The organism is Brevundimonas denitrificans, from assembly GCF_030160755.1.
In the GTDB taxonomy this organism is placed as follows: Bacteria; Pseudomonadota; Alphaproteobacteria; order Caulobacterales; family Caulobacteraceae; genus Brevundimonas; species Brevundimonas denitrificans.
In genome coordinates, this window is record NZ_BSOY01000020.1 from 16,656 (window position 1) to 37,368 (window position 20,713).

The window sequence follows — 20,713 nt, forward strand, 5'->3', positions numbered from 1 at the left end:
ATGCTGGGGGTCGGGCCGACAGCCGTGGTCGGCCTGGTCATGGCGGTGTTCTTCAGTCCCGAAATCGCGAACAGCGTCAAACGCAGGCGGCGGCGTCAGGCGCGTCGCCGCGACCGGGACGGCTTCGACTGACGCCAGTTCCGTTGTCAGCGGGCCCTGAATCGCGCACGCTCCACGTTCGGCCGGGGGGAGGCCGGACGGTCAGGGGCGGGCTATGAGCAGCCAGACGCAGCGGTCATCCCACGGCCGGCCGGTCGAGTCGCAGAGGCTGGACGCCTTCGTCGACGCGGCCTTCGCCTTCGCCGTCTCGCTGCTGATCATCGCCGGCGGCGAGCCGCTGCGGTCGTTCACGGACCTGACCCGGGCGCTGATGCGCATCCCGGCCTTCCTCTGCGGCTTCGCCCTGATCGTCATGTTCTGGCTGGCCCATCGCGCCTGGTCGTCGCTGAGCCCGCGAAGGGACGGCCGGGCGACCCTGCTCAGCCTCGCCATCGTCTTCGCTGTTCTGGTGTTTGTGTTTCCGTTGCGTCTGCTGATCGAGACGGCGGCGCATTTCCTTTCGGGCGGTCGGCTGCCCGGCGCGGGGCTGATCACCAGCTTCGACCAGCTGGGCTGGACCTATTTGATCTACGGCCTCGGATTTTCGGTCCTGTCGACCCTGTTCGCCCTGCTGTTCCGGCAGGCGCAGGCGACGATTGATCCGGCCGCCGAGGCTGAGCGGCTGGCGGCTCGCTCATGGGCGCGCACCTGGGCGCTGGCGGCCGTGACCGGCGTGCTGTCGGGCCTGGTCGCCCTGTCGCCGGCCCTGGCGACGGCGCCCTGGCTCCCCGGGGTGACCTACTGGCTGATCCCCGCGGGCATCATGGCTTTCGCCCTTGTCGACCGGCTCCGCTCCCGAAACGGCTAGGCCGGCTAGGGTCCCGTCCCGATCCGGCACAGCGAGGCTGGACGGCGCGTCCAAGCCCGGCTAGGTCGCCTTCGGGGCGAAAGCGGACGGGTTCGGTTCGCCGTTTGCAAGGTGTCTCCCGGACAGGCGCGCGTGGCGCCAGAACGGGACAGTCGGGTCGCATGTTTCTCGAAGGCCAGGTCAACTGGATGTGGGTGCTGGGGGCGGTCGCCGCCGTGGGCTGGATCGTGGGCCTCGTCGCCCTGTGGTTCGCCTTCCGTAACCGCACGCGCCACGTCAGCGCCTCGGATCAGCTCGATCTGGTCCAGCGCGTCGCCGAGGACTCGCAGAAACGCCTGTTCGAAACCCTGAACGCCATTCCCGTGGCCCTGGTTGAGACCGACCGGCAAGGCAAATTCGTCTTCGCCAACCGCGCCGCTCACCAGTTGCTCGGCCGCAAGGACGCCGAGCTGATCGGCCTGCGCTTCCACTCGGCTACCTGGGGCATCACCTTCCCGGACGGCCGGCCCGTGCCGCCGGATCTGCTGCCCAGCGCCCGCGCCCTGCGCGGTCAGACGGTGCGCGGCTTCCAGCATCTGCTGGCCAACCCGGCTTCGCGCCGCAAGATGCTGGTCTCGGTCACGGCCATGCCGATCGAGAACGAACTGGGCCAGATCACCGGCTCGACCGCCGCCATCGTTGAGACCGAAGGCCTGCAGACGCCGGAACAGTTCATGACGGAGCCCGTCGCGGCGCCGTCCGACGACCTGACCCGCCGGGTGTTCGACGCCGCCTCCAGCGCCCTGGTCGTGGTCGGCGCCGACGGCCGGGTGCGCGAAGCCAACCGCACCGCCCTGCTGGTGCTGGGCCGCCCCGAGGCCGACGGCGACTTCGCCGACCTGTTCCTGGAGGAAGACGAGCGGGTCGAAGGCCGTCAGGCCCTGCGCGCCGCCCTGTCCGCTCCCGCCGGCGAGGCTGAGCCCTTCGTCTCGCGCCGCGGCGCCGGGGACGGCATCCGCTGGTCCATGCTGCCGCTGGCCGACGCCGACGGCCGCGTGGACGCCCTGCTGCTGGCCGGCGAGCGGGCTGACCCGTCCCCGGCGTCCGAACCGGTCGTCGTGGAAACCGAGGCTGCGCCCGAGGCCATTTCGGACGAGACCCTGGCCCTGCGCGAAGCCGCCGAGGAAGCCCGCCGCCAGGCCGGGGAGGCGATCGCCGCCGCCGCCGCCGCCCGCAAGGAAGCGCAGGCCGCATACGCTGCTGCGCGCAAGGCTGCTGAGGACGCGGAGACCGAACTGGCCGGAGGCCGCCGCATGGAAAGCGTCGGCCGCCTGACCGGCGGACTGGCCCATGATTTCAACGCCCTGCTCGGCGTGATGACCGGCGCCCTCGACATGATGCTGCGCCAGGCCGACGACCCGGCGCGGGTGCGCCGTATCGGCCAGGCCGCCCTGGCCGCCGGCCAGAAGGGCGAACTGCTGACCCGCCGCCTGACCGCCTTCTCGCAGGGCGACGACGAGCCGGTGCTGCGCGTCCTCGACGCCGGCGTGCTGCTGCGCGGCATGGAGACCCGCCTGCGCGCCCTCGGCGGACCCGGCGTCGACCTGATGATCGAGGGGCCGTCCGAAGCCGCGCCCGTCCGTCTCGACCCCGTCGCCTTCGAGGGCGCGGTCCAGAGCCTGACCCGGAACGCCGTCGAGGCCGTCGCGGGCGAGGGATCGGTCGCCGTGCGGCTTGAGATCATGCTGGAGGGCGGAGTGCGTCTGAGCGTGCGGGACAGCGGTCCGGGCATGGATCGCGATCTGGCCGCCCGCGCGGTCGAGCCCTTCTTCACCACCCGCGAGGGCGCGGCGGGTCTGGGCCTGTCCCAGGCCTATGCCTTCGCCCGCCAGTCGGGGGGCGTGCTGTCGATCGACAGCAGGCCCGGCGAGGGCGCCGAGGTCTCGATCACCCTTCCCAACGCGGCCTGAGCCGCCGCCTTTCACCGTTCCGCGGGCCGGGGTATGGTGGTTAACGCGGGGGCGGGAGGCTCTTTATGAAGCTGTTGCGATTCATCGTGGTGCTGGCGGTCATCGGCTACGCCGGCTGGCTGGCCTGGCCGTTCATCTCTCCCTTCCTCGAAGGCGCCGGACCTGACGCGGCCGCGTCACGCATGGGCGCCGAGGCCCAGTCCGGCGGCGACCTGTTCGGCTTCCTGCCGGCCTGGACCCTGTGGGTCGGGGCGGTGGGCCTGTACCTGGTCGCGGCCCTGATGCTCGGTTCAGGCAATCCGAAGGCCGCCGTGGCCTATTTCCTCGGCTTCATCGCCGATGCCGTGCTCCGGCTGGCGCTGCAGCAGGGCGGAGGCGACCCCGCCGCCCGCTCGGCCGGCCCCACCACCATGGCGGCGCCCGAGGCCATGGGCGGCCTGCCGGTCGATCCGGTCTGGCTGGTGCTGGGCGCGGTCTTCCTGCTGGGGCTGCTGGTGGTCGTGGCGAGCCGCCGCATCCGCCGCAAGCGTGAAGCGGGCCAGCTGAATTTCTGATCCCCGGCTGCGGATCGGCCGCGAAGCCTCCTATATGCGGGCTGACGGTTGACCCTCGCGGGCGGGCCGCTAGGTTCCGCGCGCCTTTCCGCGCCCACGACAGACCCGAGAGAATCCATGGCCGAAACCGCCGTTCCCAGCGCCTCGTATGACGTCGTCATCATCGGCGGCGGTCCGGGCGGGTACAATGCGGCCATCCGGGCAGGCCAGCTGGGCCTGACCGCCGCCTGCGTGGAGATGCGCGAAACCCTGGGCGGGACGTGCCTGAACGTCGGTTGCATGCCCTCCAAGGCCCTGCTGCACGCATCCGAACTGTTTGAGATGGCGGGCAAGGAATTCGCCGGGCTCGGCATCGAGGTGACGCCGAAGCTCAATCTGGCGCAGATGATGGCCCAGAAGGCCGAGAGCGTGACCGCCCTGACCAAGGGCATCGAATTCCTGTTCAAGAAGAACAAGGTCGAGTGGGTTCGCGGCCGCGGCCGCATCGCCGGCCCGGGCCGGGTCGAGGTCACCGCCGCCGACGGCTCGGTCCGCACGCTCGCGGCGAAGGACATCGTCATCGCCACCGGCTCCGAGCCGACGCCCCTGCCCGGCGTGGCCTTCGAGGACGGCAAGGTGGTGGACTCCACCGGCGCCCTGTCGCTGCCCGCCGTGCCGAAGCACCTGATCGTCGTCGGCGCCGGCATCATCGGTCTGGAGCTGGGCTCGGTCTGGCGTCGCCTGGGCGCCCAGGTGACGGTGGTCGAGTATCTGGACCGCATCACCCCGGGCATGGACAGCGACCTGGCCAAGGCCTTCCAGCGAAGCCTGACCAAACAGGGGATGGCGTTCAAACTGGGCTCGAAGGTCACCGCCGCGAAATCGTCGAAGGACGGCGTCGAACTGACCGTCGAGCCGGCCGCGGGCGGCGCCGCCGAGACGTTGAAGGGCGATGTGGTTCTGGTCGCCATCGGCCGCCGCCCCTACACCGACGGCCTCGGTCTGGAGACGGTGGGCGTTGCGCCCGACAAGCGGGGCTTCCTCGACAACGACCATTTCCGCACCGGCGCCGACGGCGTCTGGGTCATCGGCGACGTCACCCACGGCCCGATGCTGGCGCACAAGGCCGAGGAGGACTCGGTGGCGGTGATCGAACTGATCGCGGGAAAGGCTGGCCACGTCGACTACAACCTGGTCCCGAGCGTCGTCTACACGGCGCCCGAGGTCGCCTGGGTCGGCCAGACGGAGGATCAGCTGAAGGCTGCCGGGGTCGCCTACAAGGTCGGGAAATTCCCGTTCAGCGCCAACAGCCGGGCCAAGATCAACCACGAGACCGACGGCTTCGCCAAGGTGCTGGCCGACGCCGCCACCGACCGCATCCTGGGCGTCCACATCATGGGGCCGCAGGCGGGCGAGATGATCGGCGAGGCCTGCGTGGCCATGGCCTTCGGCGGATCGTCGGAAGATGTCGCCCGCGTCTGCCACCCGCACCCGACCCGCTCGGAAGCCGTCAAACAGGCGGCCATGGGCGTCGAAGGCTGGACGATGCAGGCCTAGGCTCCGGGAAGCTCCAGCGTCCGCGTCGACTGGCGGCGCAGGCCGGAGAAGGTCACCGTATCGGCCGGGAAATCCAGGGTGACCTCCCTGAACCGGCCCATCAGGTCGGCGCCGATCAGCAGGGCCGGCCGGTCGCTCAGGCCCAGGGTCTGGAAACAGTGCAGGTCGGCGAACAGCATCGGGGTGGCCCCCAGCCGGGTCGCGCCCAGCCGCAGGTCATCGACGCGCGCCAGATCGGCGCTCAGGCTCTGGCCGGTCACGCCATAGATGGGCACCGAGCGCGCCAGACGGCCGCCGTCCCGGCGCCGCGCCGCGATCGCCCGCCGAAGCGCCAGGTTGCCGATGGAATACTGGGCGCCGCTGTCGATGAAGGCGACGGTCGGCTGGCCGTCCACGGTCACCTGGGTCAGCATCATCTGGCCGAAGCGGCCAGTGACCGCCCGCAGGCCTTCCCGGCGAATCCGCGAGCCGGTCTGCATGTCTCCGCCCATCACGATGGCGACGCCGCGCATGGTGAGGCTGGCCGCGCGCCGCACGACATCGAAGCGAAGCCTGAACCGTCCCAGAACGTCGAGGCCGATCAGACCGTCCGCGCCCAGCTGGTCGCGTGGAAAGACCGGGCAGGTCAGGTCGCGGAAGCCCAGTCCGCTCAGTTGCAGCCGGCTCACGGCGACGCTGCGGGTGACCCGGGCTTCGGTGATGCCGTGCACCAGCACCGGCTGGAGCGGCGGCAGCGCCAGCTGGTCCGCGAGACTGTCGGCGATGGAGGTGGTGCCCGCGCCGGTGTCGATCACGAAGGTGAACGGCCCGCGATTGTCGATGAAGACCGCCGCCCCGACCCGGGTGAACAGGTTGGTCAGCAGCTGGATCGGCTGGGTTTCGGCCTCGGACTCCGCTGCCTGCGGTACGTCCTGGGCCGCGGCGGGCCAGGCCGCGCCCACGCCGACGGCCGCGGTCAGGCCGGCGATCAGGCCGCGGCGGTCAAGGCCCTGACAATCACTCACGCTCAGCGCCGCCTCCCCAGCGGTTTTAAGCGTCACTGTACCCCGTTCAGTGACGCTGACCAGCCCGGGGCTTCAGCTTCGGGGGTGGGCGGCGGAATATGCGTCCAAAAGGCGCTGGGCGTCGACGGCGGTGTATTTCTGGGTCGTCGACAGGCTGGCGTGGCCCAGAAGTTCCTGGATCGAGCGCAGGTCGGCTCCGGCGCCCAGCAGATGGGTGGCGAAGCTGTGGCGCAGGGCGTGCGGCGTGGCTGTGGCGGGCAGGCCCAGCCGTCCGCGCAGTCGCTGGACCATGGCCTGGACGTGACGGGGCGTCAGCGGCCCGCCCCGGCGGGCGCGGAACAGGGCGTCCCCCGGAGCGAGGGGAAAGGGTTGCAGGGCGACATAGCCGTCTACCGCCTCGCGCACCGCGGGCAGGATCGGGGCCAGCCGCGCCTTGCCGCCCTTGCCGATGATCCGCAGGGTCTGCGGCAGGGGGGCGTCGGACCGGGTCAGGGACAGCCCCTCCGATATCCGCAGGCCGCAGCCGTAGAGCAGGGTCAGGACCGCCCGGTCGCGCGCGGCCTCCCACGCCTCGGCGTCCGGATCGGCGTCGGTTTCCTGCAACAGACCCCGCGCCTGGTCCTCGCTGACGGGGCGGGGCAGGGAGGGCTTGATCCGCGGACCGCGCACCAGGGCCAGCTGCGGCGCCGGGGTGGCGCAGCGCCGGTCGAGGAAGCCGTGGAAGGCGCGGATGGCCGACAGGGTCTGGCTGATCGACCGGGCGGCCAGCGGATGATCGCCCCGTTCCTGTGATCCCTGGCGCCGCTCGGCCAGATGGGCCCGGACCTCGGCGGCGGTCACGGTCCCCAGATCGGCCAACCGCTGCGGCCCGCCCCGGTGTCGCTCGAGGAAGGCGAGGTACCGTCGGCCGATGCGGCCATAGGCCTCCAGCGTGTTCGGGGACAGCCGCCGTTCGTGCGCCAGATGCTCCAGCCAGGCCGCGAGGGCTTCGTCGGCGGTCAGTTGAGAATCGGCCATCGCTCGGCTGTCCGTTCCACCACCCGGGCGATGAAGGCCACCAGTTCGCAGCCCATGGTGGGGGTGAAGCCGTCCTCCTCGGGCGAGCCGAAGGCGCAGATGGCGTGGCGGGCGGGCGTCTCCGCGCCGGGGAACTGCGGGGCCATGCGGATCAGGGCGACCGATTTCACCCCGGCCTCGGAGGCGCCGAACAGGTTCAGGCCGTCGAAATTCGGTCCCAGCCAGGTCAGGCCGTGCTCCCCCAGCAGGGAATCGACCCCGCCGGCCTCCAGTCCGCGCCAGCCGAACGGCACGCCGCCGGGCTTCTCCAGCGCGATGGCGGCCCCGGCCAGGCCGAACCGCCCCTGCGCCACCGCATCGAGACGGCGCGCCAGATCGGACGGATTGCGCGCCTCCATCAGGTCGAGGGCGGCGACATGGGTCTGGGTCTGGGCGGCGAAATTGGCCCGGGCGATGGATTCGATGCGTTTGCGGGCGTCGGCCTCACGCTCGGCGGCTTCTTCCAGCCTCGTCAGGGCGGCGCGGCCGAACTCCACGACATTGCGGCCGTGCGGCTTGAGCCCGATCTCCTCCAGCAGGGAGCGGTCGTCCAGCAGGGTCTGGGGATTGGCCTGCAGCCAGGCGCGGATCTCGGGCCAGTGAGGCTCGGCCGGCGGCAGCTTGGGGGAAGGGTCAGGCTTGCCGCTCAAAGACCTCTCCTCGAGGTGACTCTACAAAATCGACTGGCCCGTCTTGCCCCAGTCCGCCAGGAAGGCATCAAGCCCCTTGTCGGTTAACGGGTGCTTGACCAGGGCCTTGAAAACGTCGGCCGGGATGGTCGCGGCGTCTGCGCCGGCGACGGCGGCGGCGCTGACGTGGCCCGGGTTGCGCAGGCTGGCGGCCAGAATCTGCGTGTCGAAGCCGTGCACGTCATAGAGCACCCGGATTTCCTCCAGCAGACCGATGCCGTCGGCGCCGTGGTCTTCCAGCCGGCCCACGAAGGGCGAGATGAAGGTCGCGCCCGCCTTGGCGGCCAGCATGGCCTGGGCGGCCGAGAAGCACAGGGTGACGTTGGTCTTCACGCCCTTGTCGGCGAAGGCCCGCGCGGCGCGCAGCCCGTCCCAGGTCAGGGGCAGCTTCACCACGACGTTCGGAGCGATGGCGGCGAGCTTGTCGCCCTCCTTCACCATGGTCTCGAAATCGGTCGCCACGGCCTCGGCGGAGATCGGCCCCTCGACGAGGGCGCAAATCTCGGCGATGACCTCGGCGATGTTGCGACCGGATTTGGCGATCAGCGAGGGATTGGTGGTGACGCCGTCCACCATGCCGGTAGGGACCATGTCCCGGATGACGGCGACGTCGGCTGTGTCGAGGAAGAGTTTCATGTCGGCCTCTCTAGCGGAGCACGAGGGGCGGTGAAAGTCGCCAGCGTCCTCATCCCCCTGCCGGTGTCCGAGGCCTTCGATTACGAGGTCCCCGAAGGCATGGACGTGGCGCGCGGGGATCAGGTCGCCGTGCCGCTGGGGCCGCGGCTGATCCGGGGCGTGGTCTCGGAGGCGCGCGAGACGACCGGCTCGAACCGGCGGCTCAAGGCCATCGACCATGTGCTGGACGATCCGCGCCTGCCCGAACGCACCGTGGATTTCGTCGAATGGGCCGCACGCTGGACCCTGAGCGCGCCGGGCGAGATGGCGGCGGCGGCGCTGAAGGGTTTGCGCGCGCCCCGCCCCCGGCCCGAGCGACGCGTCAGAAGGGTCGGAGAGCGGCTTCCCGCCCGGCCCACGGGGCCGCGCACGGCGGTGCTTGAGACGCTGGGTGAGAGATCGATGCCCGGCCCCGATCTGGCGCGGGCGGCGGGCGTCTCGTCGGGCGTGGTCAAGGGCCTGCTGGACGAGGGGGTGCTGGAGACCATCGAAATCGAGGCCGTCGCCGCCTTCGACGCGCCCGACCCGGAACACGCTCCGGCCGTGCTGAATCCCGATCAGGCGGCGGCGGCCACGGCGATCGCGGCGGCGACGGGCAAGGGCGGCTTCGCGCCCTTCCTGCTCGACGGCGTCACGGGTTCGGGCAAGACCGAGGCCTATCTGGAGGCGGCGGCGCGGACGTTGAAGGTCGATCCGGCGGCGCAGATCCTGATCCTGTTGCCCGAGATCGCCCTGACCCAGGACCTGATCGCCCGCATCACCGCCCGTTTCGGCGCCGCCCCGGCCGAATGGCATTCCGGCGTCGCTCCGCCGCGCCGGCGGCAGGTCTGGGAGGCGGTGGTCGCCGGTCGCTGCAACATCGTGGTCGGCGCCCGCTCGGCCCTGTTCCTGCCCTTCGTCAATCTCAGGCTGGTCGTCGTCGACGAGGAACACGACGGCTCGTTCAAACAGGATGAGGGGCTGGTCTATCACGGCCGCGACCTGGCCGTGGCGCGGGCCCGGATCGAGGGAGCGACGGTGGTGCTGGCCTCGGCCACGCCGTCGCTGGAAACGCTGTGGAACGCCCATCAGGGCCGCTACGGCTGGCTGAAGCTGGCGGCGCGGCACGGGACGGCGGTGCTGCCGGAGGTTTCACTACTGGACCTGCGCGCCTGCCCGCCCGATCCCCAGACCTGGCTGTCCCAGCCCCTGCGCGAGGCGATCGGCGAGACGCTGCTGCGCGGCGAACAGACCCTGCTGTTCCTGAACCGGCGCGGCTATGCGCCGGTGGTGCTGTGCCGGGCCTGCGGCCACCGGCTGACGGCGCCCGACACCGACAGCTGGCTGGTCGAGCATCGCTACACCGGACGGCTGATCTGCCACCTGACCGGTTTCACCATGGCGCGGCCGAAACACTGCCCGTCCTGCGGCGCGGCCGACAGTCTGGTCTCGGTCGGCCCCGGCGTCGAACGGGTCGAGGAGGAGGTGCGCCAGCTGTTCCCCGAGGCGCGCACGGCGGTGTTCAGCTCCGATACCGCCCCTGACGCCCGCTCGGCCCGCGCCCTGATCCAGCGTATGACGGACGGCGAGATCGACATCCTCGTCGCCACCCAGGCGGCGGCCAAGGGCCACAACTTTCCCCGGCTGACCCTCGTCGGCGTGGTCGACGCCGACCTCGGCCTGCGCGGCGGCGACCTGCGCGCGGCGGAGCGCACCTTCCAGCTCCTGACCCAGGCCACGGGCCGGGCCGGCCGGGCGGACCGGCCGGGCCGCGCCGTCCTGCAGACCTGGACCCCCGAACATCCGGTGCTGATGGCGCTGGCGGCCGGAGACCGCGACGCCTTCGTCGCCGCCGAACTGGCCGAGCGCGAGGCCGCCTTCCTGCCGCCCTGGGGCCGTCTGGCGGCGATCATTCTGTCGAGCGAGAATGCGGTCGCGGTGGAGAAATTGGCGCGCGAATTGGCCGGTTCGATTCCCAACGCCGGGCGCCTCGAAGTCTATGGCCCCGCCGACGCGCCGCTGGCCCTGGTGCGCGGCCGCCGCCGCAAACGCCTGCTGGTCCGGGCCGACCGCGACGTGGACCTGCAAGGCTTCCTGCGGGCCTGGCTGGCGCGGGTGAAGGTTCCGGGGTCGGTGCGGCTGACGGTCGACGTGGACCCGTACAGCTTTCTGTAGGGCGCTAACGCTCGCGACGCGGTCGCTCGCTGCTTGAGCGCGGGTTCGAGCGCTACCGCTCGCCGCGCGGCGGCCCGCTGCTTGAGCGCTTGGCATGCGCGAAGCGCCAGGCCCGCGTCGGGTCGACAAGGCGGAGCCTTGTGACCGCGGCCCAACAAGAACCAGCGCTGGCGTCGCGAAGCGATGCTAGCGCGGCCCGGTCAGCCGGATTTCGAACAGCTTCGGCCAGTTCTTGCCCGTCACGAACAGCCGGCGGCCCACCGGGTCCCAGGCGATGCCGTTCAGGACGGCGTCTGTCGGGTCCAGTCCGCTGCGGTCCGGCATCAGCTCGGTCAGGTCGATGATGCCGGTGATCGCCCCCGTCGCCGGGTTGATGCGCAGGATATAATCCGTCTGCCACAGGTTGGCGAAGACCTCGCCCTCGATCCATTCCAGCTCATTGATCCGGCTGACCGGACGGCCTTGAAGCGTGACGGGGACCTGCCCGGTCTCGACCAGCGTCGTGGGGTCGAGGAAACGCAGCGCCGCCGTGCCGTCGGACAGGATCAGGCGCGTGGCGTCATGCGTCAGGCCCCAGCCCTCGCCGGCATAGGCGAACTCGCCCTCGGGCTCGAGCGTCACCGGGTTCCAGATGAAGCCCTTGCCGCCCTTCCACGTCAGGGTCAGCACGCGGTCGCCGACGGCGGTCAGCCCTTCGCCGAAATAGTCCTCGTCCAGCTCCCGCCGCTGAAGGACGACGCCGTCCTCCAGACGGACGCGGCGGACCGTCGAGGGATAACGGCCGGTGCTTTCCAGCAGCTCGCCGTCACGGAACACCAGCCCCTGGGTGAAGGCCGCCGGGTCATGCGGATAGACCCGCACGACCTCGAAGCCATAGACCGGGACTGGCTCCGGGGCCGGGGCTGATGCGGGAGCGGGCGGCGCCGGCGTCTGCGCCGCCGCCGGAATCGGCGTCAGCAGCGCAGCGAGGAGAAGGACGGCCGCCCGCATGGTCACACTCCCGGTTCGGCCGTCTCGGCCTTGTTGAGCGCCGCCTGCCGGGCCGCGAGGAGGGCCTGCTTCTTCTCCGAGGCCTTGCGGCTCCACATGTTCAGCACCTCGACCCCGGCCGAGAAGGCCATGGCGGCGTAGATATAGCCCTTGGGCACATGGGCGCCGAAGCCCTCGGCGATCAGCACCATGCCGATCATCAGCAGGAAGCCCAGCGCCAGCATCACCACGGTCGGGTTGTCGTTGATGAAATTGGCCAGCGGATCGGCGGCCAGCAGCATGACGGTGACGGCGACCAGCACGGCGACGACCATGATCGGCAGGTGATCGGTCATGCCGACCGCGGTCAGGATGGAGTCGATGGAGAACACCAGGTCCAGCAGGATGATCTGGAAAATGGCCGAGCCGACATTCGAGATGACCAGGTCCGTCTTGTCCTTCTCCAGCATGTCCTCCGTCTTCGAGGGGTCGACGCTGTGGTGGATCTCCTTGGTGGCCTTCCAGAGCAGGAACAGACCGCCCGCGATCAGGATCATGTCCTTCCACGAGAAGGCGTTGTCCATGACGGTGAAGACCGGCGCGGTCAGGCTGACGATCCAGGCGATCATCGACAGCAGGGCGAGCCGCATGATCAGGGCCAGCGAGATGCCGATGCGGCGGACCCGCGAGCGGTGCTCGGGCGGAAGTTTGTTCGACAGGATCGAGATGAAGATGAGGTTGTCGATCCCCAGCACCACCTCCATCACGATCAGGGTGATCAGGGCGGCCCAGGCGGCGGGATCGGTCAGGAGTGCGGCGATTTCGGTCATGGCTCCGGGATAGGACAGCCGGAGGGGCGGCGCCAGAATTTTTCACCTCGGCCGGCCGCGTCAGGGCGCCGCGCAGGATCGGGGCTCTGGACCCGGCTCGCGGGCTCCCCTAGCCAAGGGCGAACCGCATTTCTTTTTTCAGGTGACGCGTGCCCTCAGGTCTTGCCGCCCTTCTCGACGACGTCGCAACCATCGCCAAGATGGCGGCGGCTTCGGTCGACGACGTGTCCGCCGCCGCCGGCCGCGCCAGCATGAAGGCCGCCGGGGTGGTGGTCGACGACGCCGCGGTGACGCCGGGCTACGCCATGGGCTTTTCGCCCCAGCGCGAGCTGCCCATCATCCGCAAGATCGCCATCGGGTCGCTGAAGAACAAATTTCTGATCCTCCTGCCCGGGGCCCTGGTGATCAGCGCCTTCGCGCCCTGGGCGCTGACGCCGCTGCTGATGGCCGGCGGCGCCTATCTCTGCTTCGAGGCGTCCGAGAAGCTGTGGGAGAAGCTGGCGGGCCACGGCGGCGGCGAGATCGCGCCGGAAGAGCTGGCCCTGTCGTCCGTCGAACAGGAGAAGAAGATGGTGGGTTCGGCGATCCGCACCGACCTGATCCTCTCGGCCGAGATCACCGCCATCGCCCTGGCGGACCTGGCCGAGCGTCCTCTGGCCACCCAGGCGGCGGCCCTGGCCCTGGTCGGCCTGTTGATCACCGTCGCGGTCTATGGCGCCGTGGCGCTGATCGTGAAGATGGACGACATCGGCCTGCATCTGGCCGAGCGCCGCTCGGCTTCAGCTCGCGCGCTGGGCCGGGGTCTGGTCCACGCCATGCCGTTGGTGCTGACCGGGCTGGCGACGATCGGCACCCTGGCCATGCTTTGGGTCGGCGGAGGAATTCTGGTCCACGGCCTGCATGAATACCATCTCGACCTCGTGCCCGGCGTGATCGAGAACCTGGGACACGCCGCCGGACAGGTCCCGCTCATCGGCCCCGTGACCGAGTGGCTGGCGACGGCGGCCGCCTCGGCCGTCGTCGGGCTCGTCATCGGCGGGGTCATCGTGGCGATCCTGCACCTGATCCCGGGGCGCCACCGCGCTGCCCACTGACCGGGTGCGGCAATCAGACGGGCTGCGACCCGCCGCCTCGGTTGCGGTCGGGGGGTTAGGGTGCTATCAGGCGCCCGGCTGAGCCGGAGGATGCGTTGCAAGGCGCGTCCTTCAAGTGCTTTCTCAAAGCATTTCAAGCCTTTGGTCGGCGCGGACACGCGGCCGGCCTTCAACCCGAACGCCAACTCGCGCGGACCTTATAAGTGGCTGACGATTACAGGACGACGGAAGTCGGCGAGCGCTACTCACAGGCGCTGTTCGACCTCGCTGACGAGACGGGCGTTCTGGACGCCGTGCGCGCCGACCTGGCCTCGCTGCGCGCGGCCTGGAACGACAGCGCCGACCTGCGCCGTCTGGCGCAGTCGCCGGTCATCGCCTCCGAGGACCAGCAAAAGGGTCTGACCGCCATCGCCGACAAGGCGAAGTTCAACGGCGTGACGAAGAATTTCCTTGGCCTGCTCGCCCAGAACGGCCGCTCGCGCGACCTGACCGCCGTCATCGCCGGCTTCGAACGGCTCTATGCGAAGAAGACCGGCGTGGTCGCCGCCGAGGTCGTCTCGGCCCAGGCCCTGACCGCCGCCCAACTCAAGTCCATTCAGTCCGCCCTGCGAACCTCGCTGGGCAAGGACCCCGAAATGACCGCCCGCGTCGATCCGTCGATCCTGGGCGGACTCAAGGTCAAGGTCGGCTCGAAACTCTTCGACGCCTCGCTGAAGACCAAACTCGACCAGATGAAATTCGCCCTCAAACGGGCCTGACCCCCACGCTCGCGGCTCCGACGGGGCCGTGCCGACAAGACGATAACAGAGAGCCTGTCATGGACATCCGCGCCGCCGAAATCTCGGCCATCCTCAAGTCGCAGATCGCCTCCTTCGGCGTTGAAGCAGACGTGTCCGACGTCGGCCAGGTGCTGTCGGTCGGCGACGGCATCGCCCGCATCCACGGTCTGGACAACGTCCAGGCCGGCGAGATGATCGAATTCCCGAAGGCCGGCGTGAAGGGCATGGCCCTGAACCTCGAGCGCGACAACGTCGGCGCCGTGATCTTCGGCCAGGACAACCAGATCGCCGAGGGCGACGAGGTTCGCCGTCTGGGCGAGATCGTGGACGTGCCGGTCGGCAAGGGCCTGCTGGGCCGCGTCGTCAACCCGCTGGGCGAGCCGATCGACGGCAAGGGCCCGATCCAGTTCACCGAGCGCCGCCGCGTCGACGTCAAGGCGCCGGGCATCATCCCCCGGAAGTCGGTTCACGAGCCGATGCAGACCGGTCTGAAGGCCATCGACACCCTGATCCCGATCGGCCGCGGCCAGCGCGAACTGATCATCGGCGACCGTCAGGTCGGCAAGACCGCCGTCGCCATCGACACCATCCTGAACCAGAAGAGCACCAACGCGGCCGCCGCCTCGGAAGGCGAGAAGCTGTACTGCATCTACGTCGCCATCGGCCAGAAGCGCTCGACCGTGGCCCAGATCGTCAAGACGCTCGAGGAGCGCGGCGCCCTGGACTACACCATCGTCGTCGCCGCCACGGCGTCGGAGCCGGCCCCGCTGCAGTTCCTGGCCCCGTTCTCGGGCACGGCCATGGGCGAGTTCTTCCGCGACAACGGCATGCACGCCCTGATCGTCTATGACGATCTGTCCAAGCAGGCTGTCGCCTACCGCCAGATGTCCCTGCTGCTGCGCCGCCCGCCGGGCCGCGAAGCCTATCCGGGCGACGTCTTCTATCTGCACAGCCGCCTGCTGGAGCGTTCGGCCAAGCTGAACGCCGACTACGGCTCGGGCTCGATGACCGCCCTGCCGCTGATCGAGACCCAGGCCAACGACGTCTCGGCCTACATCCCCACGAACGTGATCTCGATCACCGACGGCCAGATCTTCCTCGAGTCCGACCTGTTCTACCAGGGCATCCGCCCGGCCGTGAACGTCGGCATCTCGGTGTCGCGCGTGGGCTCCTCGGCCCAGACCAAGGCGATGAAGAAGGTCGCCGGCTCGATCAAGGGCGAGCTGGCCCAGTACCGGGAAATGGCCGCCTTCGCGAAATTCGGCTCGGACCTCGACGCCTCGACCCAGAAGCTGCTGGCCCGCGGCGCCCGCCTGACCGAGCTGCTGAAGCAGCCCCAGTACAGCCCGCTGACCATGGAAGAGCAGGTCGTCTCGGTCTACGCCGGTACGCGCGGCTATCTGGACGGCATCGCGGTGGGCGACATCGGCCGCTTCGAGAGCGAGCTGCTGGCCCGCATCAAGTCGTCGAACGCCGGCCTGCTGGACGGCATCCGCGCCAAGAAGGACCTCACCGCCGAGCTCGAAGCCGAGCTGAAGTCGGTGCTGGACGCCTTCCTCAAGACCTTCGCCTGAGACCGGACCGGATAGCGAGAAAGTAGCGCCGGATGGCCAGCCTCAAGGAAATGCGCAATCGGATCGGAAGCGTGAAGTCCACGCAGAAGATCACGAAGGCCCTGAACATGGTCGCCGCGGCCAAGCTGAAGCGCGCCCAGGACCAGGCCGAAAGCGCCCGTCCCTATGCGAAGAAGATGGCCGCCGTGATCGCCAATCTGGCGGCCGGCGTCTCGGGTGACGGCGCGCCGAAACTGCTGGCCGGCACGGGTTCGGACCAGAAGCACCTGATCGTCGTCGCCACCGGCGACAAGGGTCTGGCGGGTGGCTTCAACACCAACGTCATCCGCGCCGCACGCGAGCGGATCAACACCCTGATCACCGCCGGCAAGGACGTCCGCATCATCGCCGTGGGCCGCAAGTCCCGCGACGGCCTGTCCCGCCTGTACGGCGACAAGCTGGTGAAGACCTTCGAGATGAGCGACCACAAGGTCATCGGCCTGCCGGCGGCGGAGCCTGTCGCGGCCCTGATCGCCGAGGAGTTCGAGGCCGGCCACGCCGACGTCGTGACCCTGTTCTACAGCCGCTTCCAGTCGGTCATCGCCCAGGTGCCGACGCCGAAACAGCTGATCCCCGCGGTCGTCGACGGCGACGCCCCGCCGATCGACCTGAACGGCGCGACCTACGAATACGAGCCGTCCGAGGAAGAGATTCTCGAGACGCTGCTGCCGCGCAACATCACCACCCAGGTGCTGGCCGCCCTGTACGAGAACCAGGCCAGCTTCTTCGGCGCCCAGATGGCCGCCATGGACAACGCCACGCGCAACGCGGGCGACCTGATCAACAGCCTGACCCTGCAGTACAACCGCAAGCGCCAGGCCCAGATCACCACCGAACTGATCGAGATCATCGCCGGCGCCGAAGCCCTCTGATCCGAATCCCGCCCAGACACGCCACGCACGACCTTCCGAACGGAACGAACCGATGACCGACACCACCGCCAAGAAAACCGCCGCCAAGAAGCCGGCAGCTCCCAAGGCTCCGAAAGCCGCCGCCGCGACCGGCAACGCCGCCTATACGGCCGGCACCGGCGTGGGCCGGATCGCCCAGGTCATCGGCGCCGTCGTCGACGTCGAGTTCACCGGCCAGCTGCCGGCGATCCTGAACGCCCTGGAGACGCAGAACGTCGACCAGAAGACGGGCCTGCCCTTCACCCTGGTTCTGGAAGTCGCCCAGCACCTCGGCGAGAACATGGTCCGCACCATCGCCATGGACACCTCGGAAGGCCTGACGCGCGGCCAGCCCGTCACCGACACCGGCACCTCGATCCTCGCCCCGGTCGGCCCCGGCACCCTCGGCCGCATCATGAACGTCGTCGGCGCGCCGATCGACGAGCAGGGCCCGATCAAGACGACCATGTACCGCCCGATCCACCGCGAGGCCCCGAGCTTCGAGGAGCAGTCGACCTCGTCGGAAATCCTCGTCACGGGGATCAAGGTCATCGACCTGATGTGCCCCTACACCAAGGGCGGCAAGATCGGCCTGTTCGGCGGCGCCGGCGTGGGCAAGACCGTGACCATGCAGGAACTGATCAACAACATCGCCAAGGCCTACGGCGGTTATTCGGTTCTGGCCGGCGTGGGTGAGCGCACCCGCGAGGGCAACGACCTGTATCACGAGATGATCGAGTCCAACGTGAACGTGGACCCGGCCAAGAACAACGGCTCGACCGAGGGCTCGAAATGCGCCCTCGTCTACGGCCAGATGAACGAGCCTCCCGGCGCCCGCGCCCGCGTGGCCCTGACCGGCCTCGCCCAGGCCGAATATTTCCGCGACGAAGAAGGCAAGGACGTCCTGCTGTTCGTCGACAACATCTTCCGCTTCACGCAAGCCGGTTCGGAAGTGTCGGCGCTGCTGGGCCGCATCCCCTCGGCCGTGGGCTATCAGCCGACCCTGGCCACCGAGATGGGCAACCTGCAGGAGCGCATCACCTCGACCAAGAAGGGCTCGATCACCTCGGTCCAGGCCATCTACGTGCCCGCCGACGACCTGACCGACCCGGCCCCCGCGGCCTCCTTCGCCCACCTGGACGCGACCACGGTTCTGAACCGCGACATCGCCGCCCAGGCCATCTTCCCGGCCGTGGACCCGCTCGACTCCACCTCGCGGATCATGGACCCGCTGGTCATCGGCGAGGAGCACTACCGCGTCGCCCGTTCGGTCCAGGAAGTGCTGCAGCAGTACAAGGCCCTGAAGGACATCATCGCCATCCTCGGCATGGATGAGCTGTCGGAAGAGGACAAGCTGATCGTCTCGCGCGCCCGCAAGATCAGCCGCTTCCTGTCGCAGCCCTTCTTCGTGGCCGAGCAGTTCACCAACTCGCCCGGCAAATTCGTCTCGCTGGAAGACACGATCCGCTCGTTCAAGGGCATCGTCGCCGGCGAATACGACCACCTGCCGGAAGCCGCCTTCTACATGGTCGGCGCCATCGAGGAAGCCGTCGAGAAGGCCCAGAAGCTCGCCGCCGAGGCGGCCTGATCCATGGCCGGCAAACTCAGCTTCTCGCTGGTGTCGCCTGAGCGCGAGGTCTTCAACGGCCTCGTCGACCAGGTCGACGCGCCGGGCGTCGAGGGCGATTTCGGCGTCCTGGCCGATCACGCCCCCTTCATGACGGCCCTGCGCGAAGGCGTGGTCACCGTCATCGACGGCGGCTCGCGCCGCCAGTTCGAGGTCCACGGCGGTTTCGCCGACGTGACCCCGGCCGGCCTGACCATCCTGGCCGAACAGGCCGCGGAAGTGGCGGCCGCCTGATATCCGGAGACGGGCGCGGCCTTGAACAGCCGCTGCCCTGTCCCACATCGCTGATCGAGGCCACGTCCTCCTCCGCCCTGCGCGGGGTTTGAAGTCCGGGACGGCCCGGCGTCTTCAACGTGGAGGGCCGCATCCATGGCCTGGACATACCTCATCATCGCCGGCCTGCTCGAGATCGTGTGGGCCTATTTCATGAAACAGTCGGACGGCTTCACCCGTCTGTGGCCCAGCGTGGCGACCCTGGTGTTCATGGGGGCCAGCTTCGGCCTGCTGGCGCTGGCCATGAAGTCGCTGCCGATGGGCTCGGCCTATATGGTGTGGACCGGCATCGGCGCGGTCGGCGCCTTCATCGTCGGCGTGGTCTTCCTGCAGGAGCACCTCAGCCTGCTGCGGGTATTGGCGGCCCTGCTGATCGTCGGCGGTATCGTGCTGATGCGTCTGGCGCCCGCCCAGTAGCGGCGTTAGCCTCGGGCCATGCTCGAACTCCGCCCCAACTGCGAATGCTGCGACCGCGACCTGCCGTTCGACAGCGCCGAGGCCCGCATCTGCACCTTTGAATGCACCTTCTGCGCTGATTGCGTCGACGGCGCCCTGAAGGGCGTCTGCCCCAACTGCGGCGGCGGTTTCAGCGCGAGACCGATCCGGCCGGCGCATCTGATGGCGAAATATCCCGCTTCGACGAAGCGGGTGCTCAAGCCGCAGGGCTGCGCGGCGGCCTAGACCACCAGCGGCGCGAACACGGCCACGACCTGTTCGTAGGACGCCCGCTTGAACGGCACGATCAGGTCGGGAGCCTCGGACAGCGCGCCCCAGCGCCAGGCGTCGAACTCGATCTCGCCATGGGCCTCGAGGTCGATCTCGGACTCGTCGCCGGTGAAGCGGAAGGCGAACCACTGCTGCTTCTGCCCCGCCCAGCCGCGAGCCTGTTTCGACCCGCCGTAATCGGCCGGGAAGTCGTAGGCGATCCATTCCTCGGTCCGGGCGATCAGTTCGGCCGATACGACCCCGGTCTCCTCGGCCAGCTCGCGCCGCGCGGCGACCTCCAGATCCTCGCCGTCATCGACCCCGCCCTGCGGAAACTGCCAGTTGTGAGGTCCCTCGGTCCCGGCGCGACGCCCGTACCAGACGCGCCCGTCCGGATGGAACAGCACGACGCCGACGTTGGGACGGTAGCGGGAGAGGTCGGTCATGAGAAGAAGTGGCTAGTGGCTAGTGGCTAGTGACTAGTGATTAGTGGGTCGGGTGTCACAGGCGGCGAAACGGGCTGCTCATCGTGCCGATTCAGGCATTATCACTAGCCACTAGCCACTAGCCACTAGCCACTAGCCACTAGCCACTAGCCACTAGCCACTCGTCCGGCGCTACCGTCCCGGCCGCTGCGTCATCGCCGAGGCCGGCGCCAGCTGCAGGCCGCGGGCGTCCATCTCGGCGGTCCAGCGGGCCACGGCCTCGACCGTGACCGGATAGCTGAAGCCCGTGCCCAGCGCCTGGCCGCGGCCCTTGGCGAGGGCCTCCAGGGCGTTCAGCTGGGCGACGATGGCCGTGGGGTTCTGTTCCTCGTCGATGATGCGGTTGGCGCTGGCCCGGGCCCAGGCGCCGGGGCGGCGGGCCATGGAGCCGTCATCGAGGAAGGCCACCCCGCGCTGGCGCAGGACGGTCATGAAGGCGGACATGCCCGTGTCCGAGGTCGCGAACCGGTCGCCCATATAGTTGGTGACGCCGAAATAGCCGGTCGCCCGTCCCAGCAGCCAGTTCATCCGCGCCTGGATGTCGGCCGGCTGACCCGAGGCCAGCAGGGTATGGGGGCCGGGATCGTTGTCGGGATAGCCGGTGGGCTCCATCGGCATTTCCAGCATGACCTCGTGGCCCTGGGCGCGGGCGAGGTCGATCCAGCCCTGCAGGCCCTCGGCATAGGGGACGAAGCTGAGAGTCACCTCGGGCGGCAGCCGCTCGATGGCGGCGCGGGTGGTGACGGCGTTGAGACCCAGGCCGCCGACGATCAGGGCGACGCGCGGCCGGCCGTTCGAGCGGAACGGGCGGGCATAGGCCTGGGCCGGCACGCGTCCGTCCGTGGCGATGGTCGGCAGGGGCCCGTTGGGGCCCGGCTGGCTCAGTCCGGCGATCGGCGCCGGGGGCAGGGGGCTGGCGGCGAC

General features: G+C 69.6%; 22 protein-coding genes. 14 read left to right on the forward strand and 8 right to left on the reverse strand.

All coding sequences use genetic code 11. The annotated features are described in order from the left end of the window. The 5 genes from QQJ79_RS06215 (at nt 1) to lpdA (ending at nt 4,946) form a co-directional block, all read left to right on the forward strand. The gene (locus QQJ79_RS06215; RefSeq protein WP_284222055.1) at nt 1-132 is read left to right on the forward strand and encodes a hypothetical protein; all 132 of its coding nucleotides are present in this window, start codon (nt 1-3) and stop codon (nt 130-132) included. 82 nt (nt 133-214) lie between these two features. Next, nucleotides 215-907 carry a TMEM175 family protein gene (locus QQJ79_RS06220; protein WP_284222056.1) on the forward strand — a complete coding sequence of 231 codons (693 nt, stop codon included), beginning with the start codon at nt 215-217 and terminating at the stop codon, nt 905-907. 161 nt (nt 908-1,068) lie between these two features. Beyond that, complete coding sequence (locus QQJ79_RS06225) at nt 1,069-2,856, forward strand: PAS domain-containing protein (protein WP_284222057.1); 1,788 nt, start codon at nt 1,069-1,071, stop codon at nt 2,854-2,856. A gap of 65 nt (nt 2,857-2,921) precedes the next feature. Then, nucleotides 2,922-3,410 (forward strand): hypothetical protein, encoded by a 489-nt coding sequence (locus QQJ79_RS06230; RefSeq protein ID WP_284222058.1) that lies wholly within the window; start codon nt 2,922-2,924, stop codon nt 3,408-3,410. A gap of 117 nt (nt 3,411-3,527) precedes the next feature. Beyond that, nucleotides 3,528-4,946: a dihydrolipoyl dehydrogenase gene (gene lpdA / locus QQJ79_RS06235; protein WP_284222059.1), complete on the forward strand. Its 1,419-nt coding sequence runs from the start codon at nt 3,528-3,530 to the stop codon at nt 4,944-4,946. On the opposite strand, the gene QQJ79_RS06240 is transcribed toward lpdA, so the two are convergent. The 4 genes from QQJ79_RS06240 to fsa all read right to left on the reverse strand — a co-directional run bounded on the left by QQJ79_RS06240 (nt 4,943) and on the right by fsa (nt 8,331). Then, on the reverse strand, nt 4,943-5,950 hold the full coding sequence (locus tag QQJ79_RS06240; RefSeq protein ID WP_284222060.1) for a retropepsin-like aspartic protease: 1,008 nt from the start codon (nt 5,948-5,950) through the stop codon (nt 4,943-4,945). The two genes, lpdA and QQJ79_RS06240, sit on opposite strands and share 4 nt — an antisense overlap. A 72-nt stretch (nt 5,951-6,022) precedes the next feature. After that, nucleotides 6,023-6,967, reverse strand: a complete 945-nt coding sequence (locus tag QQJ79_RS06245; RefSeq protein ID WP_284222061.1) for a tyrosine recombinase XerC — start codon at nt 6,965-6,967, stop codon at nt 6,023-6,025. Next, nucleotides 6,949-7,656: a DUF484 family protein gene (locus QQJ79_RS06250; protein ID WP_284222062.1), complete on the reverse strand. Its 708-nt coding sequence runs from the start codon at nt 7,654-7,656 to the stop codon at nt 6,949-6,951. Before QQJ79_RS06250 ends, QQJ79_RS06245 begins: the two co-directional genes overlap by 19 nt. A gap of 21 nt (nt 7,657-7,677) precedes the next feature. Continuing rightward, a complete protein-coding gene (fsa, locus tag QQJ79_RS06255; RefSeq protein ID WP_284222063.1) occupies nt 7,678-8,331 on the reverse strand; it encodes a fructose-6-phosphate aldolase in 654 nt (217 codons plus the stop codon). A 30-nt stretch (nt 8,332-8,361) separates the two neighbouring features. On the opposite strand from fsa, the gene QQJ79_RS06260 reads away from it, so the two are divergent. After that, entirely contained in the window at nt 8,362-10,524 is a 2,163-nt protein-coding gene (locus tag QQJ79_RS06260) for a primosomal protein N' (protein WP_284222064.1), read from the forward strand. Nucleotides 10,525-10,710: 186 nt separating this feature from the next. Here QQJ79_RS06260 and QQJ79_RS06265 read toward each other — a convergent pair whose 3' ends face one another. Then, a complete protein-coding gene (locus QQJ79_RS06265) occupies nt 10,711-11,514 on the reverse strand; it encodes a glutaminyl-peptide cyclotransferase (protein WP_284222065.1) in 804 nt (267 codons plus the stop codon). Between the two features lie 2 nt (nt 11,515-11,516). Continuing rightward, on the reverse strand, nt 11,517-12,323 hold the full coding sequence (locus QQJ79_RS06270) for a TerC family protein (protein WP_284222066.1): 807 nt from the start codon (nt 12,321-12,323) through the stop codon (nt 11,517-11,519). Nucleotides 12,324-12,472: 149 nt separating this feature from the next. Here QQJ79_RS06270 and QQJ79_RS06275 point away from each other — a divergent pair, with 149 nt between their 5' ends. The 8 genes from QQJ79_RS06275 to QQJ79_RS06310 all read left to right on the forward strand — a co-directional run bounded on the left by QQJ79_RS06275 (nt 12,473) and on the right by QQJ79_RS06310 (nt 19,280). After that, nucleotides 12,473-13,417 (forward strand): DUF808 domain-containing protein, encoded by a 945-nt coding sequence (locus QQJ79_RS06275; protein WP_284222067.1) that lies wholly within the window; start codon nt 12,473-12,475, stop codon nt 13,415-13,417. Nucleotides 13,418-13,620: 203 nt separating this feature from the next. Then, entirely contained in the window at nt 13,621-14,175 is a 555-nt protein-coding gene (locus QQJ79_RS06280; RefSeq protein ID WP_284222068.1) for a F0F1 ATP synthase subunit delta, read from the forward strand. Nucleotides 14,176-14,234: 59 nt separating this feature from the next. Continuing rightward, nucleotides 14,235-15,770, forward strand: coding sequence for a F0F1 ATP synthase subunit alpha (atpA, locus tag QQJ79_RS06285; RefSeq protein ID WP_284222069.1), 1,536 nt, complete (start codon nt 14,235-14,237; stop codon nt 15,768-15,770). 32 nt (nt 15,771-15,802) lie between these two features. Then, on the forward strand, nt 15,803-16,681 hold the full coding sequence (locus tag QQJ79_RS06290; protein ID WP_284222070.1) for a F0F1 ATP synthase subunit gamma: 879 nt from the start codon (nt 15,803-15,805) through the stop codon (nt 16,679-16,681). Nucleotides 16,682-16,733: 52 nt separating this feature from the next. Next, nucleotides 16,734-18,287: a F0F1 ATP synthase subunit beta gene (gene atpD / locus QQJ79_RS06295; protein WP_284222071.1), complete on the forward strand. Its 1,554-nt coding sequence runs from the start codon at nt 16,734-16,736 to the stop codon at nt 18,285-18,287. A 3-nt stretch (nt 18,288-18,290) separates the two neighbouring features. Beyond that, nucleotides 18,291-18,560: an ATP synthase F1 subunit epsilon gene (locus QQJ79_RS06300; RefSeq protein ID WP_284222072.1), complete on the forward strand. Its 270-nt coding sequence runs from the start codon at nt 18,291-18,293 to the stop codon at nt 18,558-18,560. A 135-nt stretch (nt 18,561-18,695) separates the two neighbouring features. Beyond that, on the forward strand, nt 18,696-19,016 hold the full coding sequence (locus tag QQJ79_RS06305) for a DMT family transporter (RefSeq protein ID WP_284222073.1): 321 nt from the start codon (nt 18,696-18,698) through the stop codon (nt 19,014-19,016). 18 nt (nt 19,017-19,034) lie between these two features. Further along, the gene (locus tag QQJ79_RS06310; protein ID WP_284222074.1) at nt 19,035-19,280 is read left to right on the forward strand and encodes a DUF1272 domain-containing protein; all 246 of its coding nucleotides are present in this window, start codon (nt 19,035-19,037) and stop codon (nt 19,278-19,280) included. Here the strand turns inward: QQJ79_RS06310 and QQJ79_RS06315 are convergent. After that, the gene (locus tag QQJ79_RS06315) at nt 19,277-19,750 is read right to left on the reverse strand and encodes an RNA pyrophosphohydrolase (protein ID WP_284222075.1); all 474 of its coding nucleotides are present in this window, start codon (nt 19,748-19,750) and stop codon (nt 19,277-19,279) included. The genes QQJ79_RS06310 and QQJ79_RS06315 overlap by 4 nt on opposite strands. Before the next feature lie 171 nt (nt 19,751-19,921). Beyond that, a partial coding sequence (locus QQJ79_RS06320) for a divergent polysaccharide deacetylase family protein (protein WP_284222076.1) occupies nt 19,922-20,713 on the reverse strand: 792 nt, incomplete at its 5' end.